The following is a 14,286-nucleotide window of genomic DNA, read 5'->3' on the forward strand; positions in this document are numbered from 1 at the left end:
ATCAATGTGAGTTTAAATGATCTATGGATGCAACGGGATTTAGCTGTGTTATGGCATCCATGCACACAAATGAAAGATCATGAACAATTACCATTAGTACCTGTTAAAAAGGGTGAGGGCATTTGGCTAGAAGATTTTGATGGAAATCGTTATTTAGACGCGATTAGTTCATGGTGGGTGAATGTGTTTGGCCATGCGAATCCTCGTATTAATGAACGGATTAAACAACAAGTTGATCAATTAGAGCATGTAATAATGGCGGGCTTTACTCATCAGCCTATTATTGAGTTATCTGAACGTTTAGTTGAGTTAACACCACAAGGATTGGATCGTTGTTTTTTTGCTGATAATGGTTCATCGTGTATCGAAATTGCTTTAAAAATGAGTTTTCATTATTGGTTAAACCAAGGGCAATCTGCCAAAAAGAAATTTATCACTTTAACTAATAGCTACCATGGTGAAACCGTAGCCGCTATGTCGGTGGGTGATGTGTCTCTTTTTACAGAAACGTATAAAGCGTTATTATTTGACGCTATTAAGGTTCCTTCCCCAGATTGTTATCTAAGGGAAGAGGGTGTTACAACAGAACAACACTCTATAATGATGTTTAAGGAAATGGAACAAGCCATAGCGGATAATCATCAGCAAGTAGCCGCTGTAATCGTTGAACCATTAATACAATGTGCTGGCGGTATGCGCATGTACCATCCTATTTATTTACAAAAATTAAGAGAGGCTTGTGATCGTTATAATGTCCATCTTATTTTTGATGAAATTGCCGTGGGTTTTGGTCGTACAGGTACTCTGTTTGCTTGTGAACAAGCAGGTATTAGGCCTGATTTTTTATGTTTGTCAAAAGCCTTAACGGGTGGTTACTTGCCTATGTCAGTTTGTATGACCAGTAATCAAATTTACCAAGCCTTTTATGATGACTATAAGACATTACGCGCTTTTTTACATTCACATAGCTATACAGGTAATCCCTTAGCCAGCGCTGCTGCTTTAGCTACGTTAGATATTTTTAAAGAGGATAAAGTAATCGCCAATAATCGCCATTTAAGTGCTTGTTTAGCTAAAGCCGCAGCTCATTTAGCTGACCATCCACATGTGGGAGAAGTACGTCAAACAGGTATGGTTTTAGCGGTGGAGATGGTGGCAGATAAACAAACTAAAACTCCCTATCCATGGCAAGAACGAAGAGGCTTGCAAGTATTCCAATATGCATTAAGTCAAGGGTTATTATTAAGGCCTATAGGCAATGTGGTTTACTTTATGCCGCCTTATATTATTACATCGGAACAAATTCAGTGGATGGTTAAAATAGCTAGTGAAGCTATTGAACGAGCGACTAGTAAGCCTGTTGCTGCTGTAAGTGGGGATTTAATTAATTACAAAGATCCAGCTTAAATAGAGGCACAGTTTATTACTGTGCTTCTACTGATTGACGTAAGTCTGCAGAAGCCTGCTTGCGTTTAGTTAAAGAATCATTATTATTTAATGCAGATAGATTATTCACACCTTGTCTACCCATAAAACGCTGTTCCATCAATTGCGCTCTTTGACGAACGCGCTGTTCAGCAATACTCATTTGCCGCGAATCATTATTAGCTACTTGTTGGTTTACTTTATTAGTTGTAGCTTTTTGTTGATTTGGTTTGATAACAAAATTCACTCTTTTGTTAGCTGTACCTGTGTTAGCTACTGCTTTATTAGTAGTTGGCGTAGCAGTGTTAGCAGGGGTTGAGGTTTTAAAAATTTCACCATGAATATCTACATTTTGACATTTGCCACCAGAAGGGCCTTCTAAGCAAGCTATTTCTGCATGAGCTAATACAGGAATTATACATAATCCAAGTAGAACTTTTTGCAACATAATCTAGATTCTCCAAAGGTTTTGCGCTATTTAATAACATATTGTTAGGATTTGTCTATTAATTTCACCATTATGTAACAATTTTAATACTATTTATTGTTTAATGACTCGATCTGAGCTGAAAAACATAAATAAGCTAATAATAATTGCTGCTGAACCTGCAACAACAGCTAACGCTATGCCATAGTTACCGCCTGTTTGATTAGCTATATAAACTTGCAGGGTTAAATTTACAGAAGCTAATAGATTACCCAATTGATAAATAAAGCCAGGAAGTACCGCGCGGGTATTTTCAGGCATTAATTCATTAAGGTAAACAGGCACAACACCCCATGCACCTTGTACCATAAATTGCATAAAAAATGCTCCGATACCTAGCATAATTGAACTGGTAGCAAACGCCCATAAAGGAATAGCAGGTAATGAAAGTAATGCGGCTATAATAATTGCTTTACGACGTCCTATTTTCGCTGATAGGCTACCAAATAATATTCCCCCTAAGATTGAAGCAATGTTATAGCAGATGGCTATAATACTCACCACATGGGGCTCAAAGCCATGTTGTTTTTCAAGGAAAGTAGGGTAAACATCTTGCGTACCATGACTGAAAAAGTTAAAACAGGTCATTAGTAAAATAGCGTATAAACATAATTTCCAGTGTTTTTTAACAATCGGTAATAGCGGAACATTGGTCTTATGTTCATTTTTAGATGTTAACCAAACAGGTGATTCCTCTACTTTAAACCAAATAAATACGGCTAATAAGATAGGTAGCGAACCAATAATAAACAGTTTTTCCCAACCAATTAAACTAAACAATAAGCCATAAACAATAGCTGCGATTAGATAACCAGCAGGATAACCTGCTTGGAATAGTCCAGATACAAAGCCCCTTGATTCTTTGGGTGCTGTTTCTAAGGCAAGGGATGAAGCTACACCCCAAATGCCGCCCATAGCAATACCATAAACACAACGAATGGTAATAAAGATAAACAGCGTTGGGGCAAATGCTGAAGCTGCTTCTAGTATCGAAAATATAACAATATTGATGATTAGAACAGGTTTTCTACCTATTTTTTCGGCCATACGACCAAATATTAATGCACCTATTGGTCGTACTGCTAAGGTGAGAAAGACAGCTAAAGAGACTTCTTGCACTGTTACATTAAAACTTGCCGCAATATCTTTTAAAACAAACACTAATATAAAGAAATCAAATGCATCCAGTGTCCAACTGGTTACCGCTGCAAATACAGCATTCTTTTGTTTGGCGGTCCATTGAGTCATGGCAATTACTCTCCAACAGGTTTGTATTATTATGAAGGTAAGGATGTGGTAATTGACTGAGAATTATAATTATAGTTTCGCCTAGTTAGACTTTTTACCTATATGAATAACATAAGCCGTTGAATAAAAATATATTAACTCGCTAGAAGTTTCACATAATTGAGGTAGTATATGGATTCTGACTTCTGGAAGGATAAATACCCTATAGGTATTGCCCATACAATAGAACCATCTTGTTATAACAATATATTAGAAATATTTGCTATGGCCTGTCAGAAATTTGCTGAACAGCCTGCTTTTACTAATAGTAACCATACTATTACTTATCAGCAATTAGATGCTTTATCTATGCAACTTGCCAGCTATTTACAGCAGCTATCAGGTTTACAGAAAGGCGATAGAATAGCTATTCAAATGCCTAATTTATTACAATATCCTGTGGTTGTGTTTGCCATTATTCGCGCAGGTTTTGTAGTGGTGAATACTAATCCTTTATATACTGCCCGTGAAATGCTCTATCAATTTAATGATGCAGGCGTAAAGTGTATTATTTGTCTATCAGCCATATCACCTAAATTAGAATCCATAATAGCTAAAACAGCTATTCAACACGTTATTCTAACAGAGCTAGATGATTTACATTGTTCTTCATTACAGCAAATCAATCATTATTCAGTGGCTAATAGTATTCATTTAACAGAGGCCTTTATACTGGGTCAGTCATTGGCTTTTAAACAGCTTTCTATACAGCCTGATGATATTGCCGTATTGCAATATACAGGGGGAACAACTGGGATAGTTAAAGGAGCTATTTTAACACAGCGTAATTTAACTGCTAACACCTTGCAATGTAAGGTTTTATTAGAAAGAACACTGGCGGTAGGTAAAGAAATTGTGATAGCACCATTGCCAATGTACCATGTTTATGCCTTTACTATTAATTGCATGGCTTTGTTAATGTTAGGTGTTAATAATATCCTAATAACCAATCCAAGAGATACAGCAAAAGTAGTGCAAGAAATTGCTAAAATTCCGTTTACTGTCTTTATTGGTGTTAATACTTTATTTGTAGCCTTGAGTAATGATAGTCAGTTTAAACACTTAGATTTTTCTCATTTGAAATTAACTATTTCTGGCGGTATGGCACTGCAACCTACTACTAATACAGCATGGAAAGAAATTACCAATACAGATATTTGTGAAGGTTATGGCCTAACGGAAGCTAGCCCTGTGGTAAGTTTTAATTATGTGGAAAATATCCAACAAGGCTCCATAGGTATGCCAGTGGCTTCAACGCTTTGTAAAGTAATTGATGACAATGAAAATGAATTACCTATAGGGGAGTATGGTGAGCTTTGTATTAAAGGCCCACAAATAATGCAAGGTTATTGGAATCATCCTGAGGAAACCGCTAAGGTCTTTACCGCAGATGGTTGGCTTAAAACAGGAGATATAGCACTTATTCAAGCAGACGGTTATATACGTATTATTGATCGTAAAAAAGATATTATTTTAGTATCAGGTTTTAATGTTTACCCCAATGAGCTAGAAAATGTTTTAGCGGAACTTTCAGGTATAACAATGGCTGCTGCTATTGGTGTACCTGATCCAAACTCAGGTGAAGCTATTAAATTATTTATAGTGCTAAAAGAAGGCGTTATATTGACAGAGTCAGAGATTATGACTTATTTACATGAAAACCTAGCTAGTTATAAGTGCCCAAAATATTTAGAGTTTAGAGAGCAACTGCCTGTTACTAATGTGGGAAAGGTATTACGTAAACAGTTACGAGAACAAGAATTAAAAAATTATCATTAGACTATTGTATATCATCCCTCTTTTGCTATACATTCTTGTATGTTTTTAATAAATTTTACACTTAAGTAGTATATTCTTTGTACTCTGGCAAATTAGCTGTGGTAAATTTAATAAAAAGTAAAACAATAGTTTAAATATGATGGTTAATTGAATAAGAAGGAAGAGGGTATGTATAAGGGCTTTTGGCAGGATAAGTATCCACCAGTTATTCCAGCTGAGATAGATATTAATGCCTACAGTAGCGTGCTAGATGTTTTTCATGAGTCTTGTGAGAAGTTTGCAGATAAACCTGCCTTTACCAATATGGGAAAAACGTTAACTTATCGTGAAGTAAACCAATTATCAGCACAGTTTGCAGCTTATTTACAAAGTATTCCAGAGCTTAAGCAGGGTGATCGTATTGCAGTTCAACTACCTAACACGCTGCAATATCCTATTATTATCTTTGGTATCATTCGTGCGGGCTTTATTGTTGTAAACACTAATCCAATGTATACGCTAAGGGAAATGGAGCATCAGTTTAATGATGCTGATGTAAAAGTCGTTATTTGTTTATCTACCACAGCACACATGTTACAAGAGGTTTTACCACATACCCAAATCAAGCATGTTATTGTTAGTGAAATTGGTGACTTTTTACCACCAATAAAACGGTTTGTTACTAACTTTATCGTCAAAAATGTTAAGAAACTCGTTAAGTCTTATCAAATTGCTAATAAAGTATCCTTTAGAGAAGCATTAGCCATAGGAGCTAACAAACCATTTAAAGAGATTACACCAAGCCCTGAGGATGTCACTATCCTACAATACACAGGTGGTACTACAGGGGTTGCTAAGGGAGCTTCATTAACTCATCGTAACCTTGTGGCTAATATGATGCAGTCTAAGTATTTTATGGGGGTAGGGCTTTCTGAAGGAACAGAAATAGTGATCTCGCCACTACCGTTATACCATATTTACTCATTTACAATTCATTGTATGGTGGTTATGGTATTGGGTGGCCATAATATTTTGATTACAGATCCTAGAAATCTCAAAGGGCTTATTAATGATGTTGCCAAGTATCCCTTTACAGTATTTATTGGTTTAAATACGTTATTTGCATCACTTTGTAATAATGAAGACTTTAAAAAACTTGATTTCTCTAACTTAAAACTTTCTTTATCAGGCGGTATGGCACTACAACCAGCCACCAATGAACGTTGGCAACAATTAACAGGCTGCCAAATTTGTGAAGGTTATGGTATGACAGAGGCAAGCCCTGTTATTACTGCCAATCCACCTTTGCCTAATTGGGTTAAAACTGGTTGTATTGGTCTGCCTTTACCTTCAACCCAATGTAAAATTGTTGACAATGACGGCAATGAAGTACCTATTGGTGAGCGTGGTGAGCTTTGTATTAAAGGCCCACAAGTGATGAAAGGCTATTGGAACAAGCCAGAAGAAACTGCAGAAGTGATTGATAGCGATGGTTGGTTACATACTGGTGATATAGCTATTGCTCGTGCAGATGGCTATTTAAGCATTGTTGATCGTAAGAAAGATATGATCGTTGTATCAGGTTTTAATGTTTATCCTAATGAAGTAGAAGATGTGGCTGTACAAATCGAAGGTGTGTTACACACAGCTGCTATAGGTGTTCCTGATGAAAAGTCGGGGGAGGCAGTAAAGTTATTTATCGTCGTTAAACCAGACACTGTATTGACCCGTGATGAAGTAATGAAATATATGAAAGATAATCTAACAGGTTATAAGCGCCCTAAATATATTGAGTTTAGAAATTCTATTCCCATGACCAATGTGGGCAAGGTATTACGTAAAGAGTTACGTGATGAAGAATTAAAGAAACTAGCAGAAAAATAAAAGGTCGATAGGAGAGTTTTTAACTCTCCTATCATTTTCAACTATTTTAATTTACTAGCAATTTCAGTTACACGTTTACCTAGTGCCTTAGCTGCTTCCAGGTCTCCTTTGTGTGGTGCTTCCTCGGGAGAAGCATCAGAAGGAGAGATAGCCATTACTCCAATCGAACCACCAGACCAGTTAGTATCGGCAGAAGTATTAGTTTTAGTATTTGAGGGTGGTAAACCTAAACCCACCCAAATTTGACCATGTTGTTGCGCTAGGGTAAATAGATAGTTTAAGGTTTGACCTTTATCGCCATTGGTAGAAGCTGAATTAGTAAAACCTGATGCTACTTTATTTTGCCATTGTCGCATAAACCAGATTTTAGAAGTAGTATCAGCAAATTTCTTAAATTGCCAAGCAGGGCCAGCCATATAAGTAGGGCTACCATAAATAATGGCATCAGCTTCACCAAGTTCTTCAAAATCACTATCTGATAAATCACCTTGTTGGCTAATAGCATACAGTTTAACGTTTGCGCCATTATCTGCGGCACCTTGTTGTACTGCTTCTGCTAGTTTTTTAGTATGGCCATAACCACTAAAATATACGATTGCTACTGTAGTCATATTAAATCCTTATTTTTTACTTAACTCTATTTTGGAAAAACATACTATTTATTTTAAGTGTTTTTAAGATAATAATAAGACCTTTATATGGGTATTATTGTTGCATAAATGGAACAGATAGGTAGTGTTATTAGTATTATGATTTGGCTAGTTATGTTTTGCTATTTGTAACATAGAAATTGAGTTGTATAAAAAGTCTTATAGAAAAAGGTTAATTATTAATTACCCCCTCCTATTAGATAATTTTATTCCCAATGAAAAAGGCTAATAATTAGTTTTGTATGATTTAAAACCATATTGTTTAAACATGAGTTTTCAGTAGTTATTGACTGGTTATGATGGAGAAATCTGATGAAGCTTCTTAAATTGCGACACTTCAAGTTATACAGTAGCTTTTTGGCTACCTTAGTATGTTTTATTGCTACCAGTGATGCTTGTACCCGTATAGTTTTTTTAGGTGACAATCAACAAATAATTACCGCACGGTCTATGGATTGGAAAGATGAAATTGATACTAACCTATGGATTTTTCCAAGAGGAATTGAACGTAATGGTTTAGTAGGCGACCAATCAATTAGTTGGCAGTCAAAATATGGCAGTGTGATTGCTTCAAGTTATGATGTAGCAACAACCGATGGTGTTAATGAAAAAGGTTTAGTAGCAAATTTATTATGGCTAGCAGAATCACAGTACTCTAACAAACCTTCATCTGGACATACGTTATCAATTTCTATTTGGGCGCAATTTATGCTCGATAATTTTGCAACAGTGGCAGAGGCAGTAGATTATCTACAGCAGAATCCGTTAACAGTAATGACTGATAATGTACCAGGGCAAACCCGTTTAGCCACTTTACATCTATCATTATCAGATAGTACAGGTGATAGCGCGATTATAGAATATATTAATGGTGACCAACTGATTCATCACAGTCGTGAATATCAGGTAATGACTAACTCGCCAACTTATGACAAACAGTTAGAAATGGAAAAATATTGGCAAGATGTTGGTGGCCTCTCATTTTTACCAGGAACTAATCGGGCGGCTGATAGATTTGCTCGTGCCTCTTTTTATATTAATAGTCTTCCAAAACAAGTAGATGATAATACTGCAGTAGCCAGTGTGTTTAGTGTTATTCGTAATGCTTCTGTTCCCTATGGTTTAACCACAGAAGAATCGCCAGAAATCTCATCAACAAGATGGCGTACATTGTATGACCATAAACGTCACCTATACTTTTTTGAATCTGCATTAACCCCTAATGTTTTTTGGACTAATCTAAATCAAATTGATTTTTCAAAAGAAACAGGTAAAGTGAAAACGCTAAAACTAGGTCAAGGACAGCGTAATACTTTTTCAGGGAATGTAAACAGTCAATATAAAGATAGCGAACCCTTTAAATTTCAAGGTTTAACTGCAAAACAATTAAGCTATTAAAAGAAAAGGATGAATTGGTAAATTAATAGTAATCAGTAAGGAAAATATAAATTTTCCTTACTGTTGCTTTTATGGTAATCGCTATTTTAGTTAGGTAATACTCGGCATAGTAATGATTTGATATAGCGTGTTTCAACAATGGCAGGATGTACAGGATGATCTGGACCTTGTGAACCACGCTCTATAATTTGCATAAAACGATCATTATGGCGTGCCGCACCTTGTACAATATCCACTAACGTTTCTTCAGCTAAATGCATAGAGCAAGACGCGCTTACTAAAAGTCCATCTTTTTCTAATAGTCTAACAGCCAGTTCATTTAAACGATGGTAAGCAGCTTGACCATTTTTGAAGTCTTTTTTACGTTTAATAAAAGCAGGGGGATCTGCAACAATCACATCAAATTTTTCATTATTGGCTTTTAATTCTTTCATTGCTTCAAATACATCACCTTCAATACAAGTGATTTTTTCTGCTACTTTATTTAAGCTAGCATTACGCTCTACACCATCTAAAGCAAAAGCAGATGAATCGATACAGGTTACATCAGTTGCGTCATTAACAGCTGCTTGAATGCCCCAACCACCAATATAGCTAAATAAATCCAAAACCCGCTTACCTTTCACATAAGGCATAAGATGGACGCGATTAAAACGATGGTCATAGAACCAGCCAGTTTTTTGACCTTCTAAAATAGGTGCTTCAAAGCTAACCCCATTCTCTTCTAAAGGTGCCCATTCAGGAACATCCCCGTAAGCCACTTCTACATAACTAGGTAAGGATTCTGCATTACGAGATGAGCTATCGTTTTTCCATACGATGCCTTTTGGTTTTAATACTTGAAGCAGTGCCGCTAGCACTTCATCTTTATGTTGCTCCATCGCAGCTGAATTTAATTGTGCCACTAGAATATTACCAAAACGATCAACAATAAGACCCGGTAATAGATCAGAATCACCATACACCAAGCGATAATATGGCTTATTAAAAATTCGTTCTCTTAATGATAGAGCTACTTGTATACGATGTACTAATAATGATTTACCCAATAGGTGCTCAGTATTTCTAGAAATAATTCTTGCACAAATTAGGTTATTAGGGCTTAACACTACCACAGCTAAAGGTTTACCAGTGGAGTTTTCTAAAACTGCTTGCTCGCCACTAATAAATCCCTGTAAAGGAGAAACTTGGTTATTTATTTCATTACTATAAACCCATAAATGACCAGCACGAATACGACGATCTGCATTAGGATTAAGGCGTAAAATGGGTAATGTCATCTGTTAAGCTCATTAGAAATTTAAAATTAATTACTAGAATAACAGATAACATACTGGCATGGGTATAGTTATACAGAAGGTGTTATTATTGTGACAGGTAAGGCATAATATATTATTTAAATTCTCCCATTGGTCTAATAAGAAAATCATTCTATGGATAAAATTGATCTCTCATCACATACACCTATGATGCAACAGTACTTGGGGATAAAGCAGGACTACCCAAGCCAATTATTGTTTTATCGAATGGGAGATTTCTATGAGCTATTTTTTGAGGATGCTAAAAGAGCTTCTAAGTTATTAGATATTACCTTAACGGCTCGTGGTAATTCGGCAGGCAATCCCATTCCTATGGCAGGCGTACCTTTTCATTCAGTAGAAGGTTATTTAGCAAAATTGGTAAAGCTAGGCGAGTCTGTTGTTATCTGTGAACAGGTTGGTGATCCTGCTACCAGTAAAGGGCCAGTAGAACGTAAAGTAGTTCGTATTATTACCCCAGGTACAGTAACAGATGAAGCGTTATTAGAAGATAGAAGAGATAATTTATTAATCGCTGTATTTGGCGATGAAAAATGCTTTGGTATAGCTGTATTAGATATTGCCAGTGGCCGTTTTTCTGTGCAAGAACTACAAGGCTGGGACAGTTTATTAGCTGAGTTAGAAAGATTAAATCCAGCAGAACTACTGTATCCAGATGATTGGCCAATGGGCTTACCTATTGAAAAACGTAAGGGAGCACATCGACGCCCAATTTGGGATTTTGATCGAGATACGGCATTTAAAGGGCTTTGTGAACAGTTTGGTACACAGGATTTAGCAGGGTTTGGTTGTCAAAATTTAAAATTAGCTATTGGTGCAGCAGGTTGTTTGCTTATCTATGCCAAGGAAACACAACGTACAGCCTTACCCCATATTCAAGGGCTACACCATGAGCGTATAGAAGACAGCGTAATCTTAGACAGTGCCAGTAGACGCAATTTAGAAATAGATACTAATCTCAATGGTGGTTTGGATAATACTTTACTGGCAGTACTAGACCGTTGCCAAACTACCATGGGCAGTCGGTTACTAGCTCGATGGTTAAATAAACCGTTACGTCAAATTAAGGTTATTCAATCAAGGCAAGCCGCTATCGCTTGTTTATTGAATAATTATTGTTTTGAACCTATGCAACCCCTGTTAAAAGAAATAGGGGATATGGAGCGAATATTAGCGAGAATAGGTTTACGAAATGCAAGACCAAGAGATTTAGCTAAACTACGTGATTCACTAATTATTTTACCTGCGGTACAAGCAAAATTAAATTGTTTAGAAGATAGCAAATTACAAAAGCTTGCGCAGTATATTACAGCATATCCTGAGCTATCGACTACCTTACAAAAAGCCATTATTGAAAATCCACCTGTGGTGATTCGCGAGGGTGGTGTATTAGCAGAGGGCTATGATCAAGAGCTAGATGATCTACGCAATATCAGTGAAAATGCAGGCCAATACCTGATGGACCTTGAAGTTCGCGAAAAAGAAAGAACAGGCATAGCTACCTTAAAAGTAGGCTATAACCGTGTTCATGGATACTATATTGAGATTTCTAAGGCTCAAGCAGGCAATGCAGAGATTCCTGTAGATTATATTCGTCGACAAACCTTAAAAGGGGCTGAGCGTTATATTACCCCTGAGCTGAAAGAGTTTGAAGATAAAGCATTATCAGCAAAAAGCCGTGCCTTAGCTAGAGAAAAAGCGCTTTATGATGAGTTAATAGAAAAGCTTATCTTACAATTACAGCCATTACAAAAAACTGCAGAAGCCGTAGCAAAATTGGATGTACTCTGTAATTTAGCTGAAAGAGCTTTAAATCTAAATCTTAATTGTCCAGAGTTTGTTGAAGAAACGGGTATACATATTGAGCAAGGTCGCCATCTTGTAGTTGAACAAGTACTAGAAACACCCTTTGTAGCCAATGATGTTACCTTAAATGATCAAACCCGCATGTTGATTATTACAGGGCCTAATATGGGCGGTAAATCCACTTATATGCGACAGACAGCATTAATTGTTTTATTGGCTCATATTGGAAGTTATGTGCCAGCACAAATTTGTAAGCTATCCTTAGTGGATAGAATTTTTACCCGTATTGGCTCAAGTGATGATTTAGCAGGTGGTCGTTCAACCTTTATGGTGGAAATGACAGAAACAGCAAATATTTTACATAATGCCACTGCACAAAGTTTAGTATTAATGGACGAAGTAGGACGTGGTACTAGTACTTTTGACGGGCTTTCTTTAGCGTGGGCGGCTGCCGAATACTTAGCTAAACTAAAAGCCTTTACTTTGTTTGCGACCCATTATTTTGAATTAACCACCTTACCAGAAACCCTAGCAAATGTAGCCAATGTTCACCTTAAAGCGGCAGAATATAACGATACTATTGTCTTTTTACATCATGTAATCACAGGGCCTGCTAGTCAAAGTTATGGCTTGGCAGTCGCAAAATTAGCAGGTGTTCCACAAACTGTAATTAATAGAGCCAAAGAGCATTTAGCTAAGCTAGAGGCTACAGCTATTAATACGACGGTTTCTAGCCAAACATTGAATTACACTGAGTCTACTATATCAGCACCGATTCAGGCAGATTTATTTAGTACACCCACTCATCCAGTTATAGAAGAGTTGGCTATGGTTAATCTAAATGAATTAACACCTTTTAAAGCCTTAGAATTATTATATGGATGGCAAAAGAAGATTAAATAATACAAGGTATTAAACATTACTTACGAGTTGTTAAAGGTTGCTAGTATATTAATGAGTTTATAAAGCAAATTATTAGCTGTATTTTTAAACCACTCCAGTAAGATGAAAAGTATATTTATATCTTAGTTGTAGTTTTTTGTGGACAAACAAAAAAATAAAGGTGTATGTTAATATGGATGATTACAGATGATTTATTTAAAAATGACAGTGAGCTTAACCAAATAAGGTTAGGTGAGGGAACATTATTAATTCGTCATTTTATTGCTAGTTATGCTTCCGAAATTATTAAAGAGTTAGAAAAAATAACCAAGCAGGCTCCTTTTAGAAAAATGTTAACACCCAATGGCCATAAAATGTCAGTAGCTATGACGAATTGTGGGGAAATTGGTTGGATCACTGATTTAAAAGGTTATCACTATACACAACAAGATCCTATAACTCAGCGAAAATGGCCTGATATGCCTAATTTATTTAGAGAATTAGCCCTGCAAGCAGCCAATTTTGCGGGTTATCCTAATTTTAAACCTGATGGTTGCTTAATTAATCGTTATTTAGTGGGCAGCAAATTGTCACTGCATCAAGATAAAGATGAAAAAAATCTAAAAGCCCCCATTGTTTCTTTTTCTTTAGGTATACCAGCCACTTTTCAATGGGGTGGATTAAAACGAACTGACCGTCTAGAAAAATTGATACTCTCTCATGGCGATGTTTTGGTTTGGGGAGGAGTTGATAGATTACGTTTTCATGGTATCTTGCCAATTAAAGCAAATACTCATCAAACATTGGGGGCGCAACGTATTAACATCACCTTTAGACAGTTTTATTAGTACGCGATTTATCAACAAAAAATGTTATAATACATACTATTAATTATATTGATATAACTAAAAAAACAGTCTAAAGCTGCCAAAGAAGTTATAAAAACTGTTAGAATTACATCCGCTGCCGTGAGCGTGAGGAGAACTTGAATGACCTTTGTTGTCACTGATAACTGTATTAAATGTAAATATACTGATTGTGTAGAAGTTTGCCCTGTGGATTGTTTTTATGAAGGACCTAATTTTCTGGTGATTAATCCAGATGAGTGTATCGATTGTGCTTTATGTGAGCCTGAGTGTCCTGCTAAAGCTATATTCTCTGAAGATGAGTTACCCGATAATATGCAGCAATTTGTAGAAATTAATACAGAGTTATCAGCTACTTGGCCTAATATTACTGAGAAAAAGGATGCATTACCAGATGCAGCTGAATGGGATGGTGTAAAAGATAAATTACAGTATTTGGAGCGCTAATCAGTATCCATGTAAAAAACACCATTGTGTTTTACAACAATGGTGTTTTTTATTTTATAGAAGTTAATGTAGGGGTA

At 36.2% G+C, this 14,286-nt stretch carries 11 protein-coding genes; 7 read left to right on the forward strand and 4 right to left on the reverse strand.

Going from position 1 to position 14,286, the window contains the following annotated elements; genetic code table 11:
- Nucleotides 1-6 precede the first annotated feature (6 nt).
- A complete protein-coding gene (locus JHT90_RS07345) occupies nt 7-1,407 on the forward strand; it encodes an adenosylmethionine--8-amino-7-oxononanoate transaminase (protein WP_201095623.1) in 1,401 nt (466 codons plus the stop codon).
- Between the two features lie 16 nt (nt 1,408-1,423).
- Here the strand turns inward: JHT90_RS07345 and JHT90_RS07350 are convergent, their stop codons facing one another.
- Both JHT90_RS07350 and JHT90_RS07355 read right to left on the reverse strand, forming a co-directional pair.
- Complete coding sequence (locus JHT90_RS07350) at nt 1,424-1,873, reverse strand: hypothetical protein (protein ID WP_201095626.1); 450 nt, start codon at nt 1,871-1,873, stop codon at nt 1,424-1,426.
- Between the two features lie 93 nt (nt 1,874-1,966).
- Entirely contained in the window at nt 1,967-3,160 is a 1,194-nt protein-coding gene (locus JHT90_RS07355; RefSeq protein WP_201095628.1) for an MFS transporter, read from the reverse strand.
- Between the two features lie 171 nt (nt 3,161-3,331).
- On the opposite strand from JHT90_RS07355, the gene JHT90_RS07360 reads away from it, so the two are divergent.
- Both JHT90_RS07360 and JHT90_RS07365 read left to right on the forward strand, forming a co-directional pair.
- Nucleotides 3,332-4,978: an AMP-binding protein gene (locus JHT90_RS07360; RefSeq protein WP_201095630.1), complete on the forward strand. Its 1,647-nt coding sequence runs from the start codon at nt 3,332-3,334 to the stop codon at nt 4,976-4,978.
- 168 nt (nt 4,979-5,146) lie between these two features.
- Complete coding sequence (locus tag JHT90_RS07365) at nt 5,147-6,841, forward strand: AMP-binding protein (protein ID WP_201095632.1); 1,695 nt, start codon at nt 5,147-5,149, stop codon at nt 6,839-6,841.
- A 41-nt stretch (nt 6,842-6,882) separates the two neighbouring features.
- Here the strand turns inward: JHT90_RS07365 and JHT90_RS07370 are convergent, their stop codons facing one another.
- Nucleotides 6,883-7,452 (reverse strand): flavodoxin family protein, encoded by a 570-nt coding sequence (locus tag JHT90_RS07370; protein WP_201095634.1) that lies wholly within the window; start codon nt 7,450-7,452, stop codon nt 6,883-6,885.
- 351 nt (nt 7,453-7,803) lie between these two features.
- Between JHT90_RS07370 and JHT90_RS07375 the strand changes: the two genes are divergently transcribed.
- On the forward strand, nt 7,804-8,889 hold the full coding sequence (locus JHT90_RS07375; protein WP_201095636.1) for a linear amide C-N hydrolase: 1,086 nt from the start codon (nt 7,804-7,806) through the stop codon (nt 8,887-8,889).
- A gap of 86 nt (nt 8,890-8,975) precedes the next feature.
- Here JHT90_RS07375 and JHT90_RS07380 read toward each other — a convergent pair whose 3' ends face one another.
- Nucleotides 8,976-10,169 carry a class I SAM-dependent rRNA methyltransferase gene (locus tag JHT90_RS07380; protein WP_201095638.1) on the reverse strand — a complete coding sequence of 398 codons (1,194 nt, stop codon included), beginning with the start codon at nt 10,167-10,169 and terminating at the stop codon, nt 8,976-8,978.
- Nucleotides 10,170-10,355: 186 nt separating this feature from the next.
- On the opposite strand from JHT90_RS07380, the gene mutS reads away from it, so the two are divergent.
- From mutS to fdxA, 3 genes are all read left to right on the forward strand, one after another.
- Nucleotides 10,356-12,917, forward strand: coding sequence for a DNA mismatch repair protein MutS (gene mutS, locus JHT90_RS07385; protein WP_236254104.1), 2,562 nt, complete (start codon nt 10,356-10,358; stop codon nt 12,915-12,917).
- Between the two features lie 176 nt (nt 12,918-13,093).
- The gene (alkB, locus tag JHT90_RS07390; protein WP_236254068.1) at nt 13,094-13,744 is read left to right on the forward strand and encodes a DNA oxidative demethylase AlkB; all 651 of its coding nucleotides are present in this window, start codon (nt 13,094-13,096) and stop codon (nt 13,742-13,744) included.
- Between the two features lie 141 nt (nt 13,745-13,885).
- Nucleotides 13,886-14,209: a ferredoxin FdxA gene (gene fdxA, locus JHT90_RS07395; protein WP_201095645.1), complete on the forward strand. Its 324-nt coding sequence runs from the start codon at nt 13,886-13,888 to the stop codon at nt 14,207-14,209.
- The last annotated feature ends 77 nt before the right edge of the window (nt 14,210-14,286 follow it).

It is taken from the genome of Entomomonas asaccharolytica (assembly GCF_016653615.1).
Taxonomy (GTDB): Bacteria; Pseudomonadota; Gammaproteobacteria; order Pseudomonadales; family Pseudomonadaceae; genus Entomomonas; species Entomomonas asaccharolytica.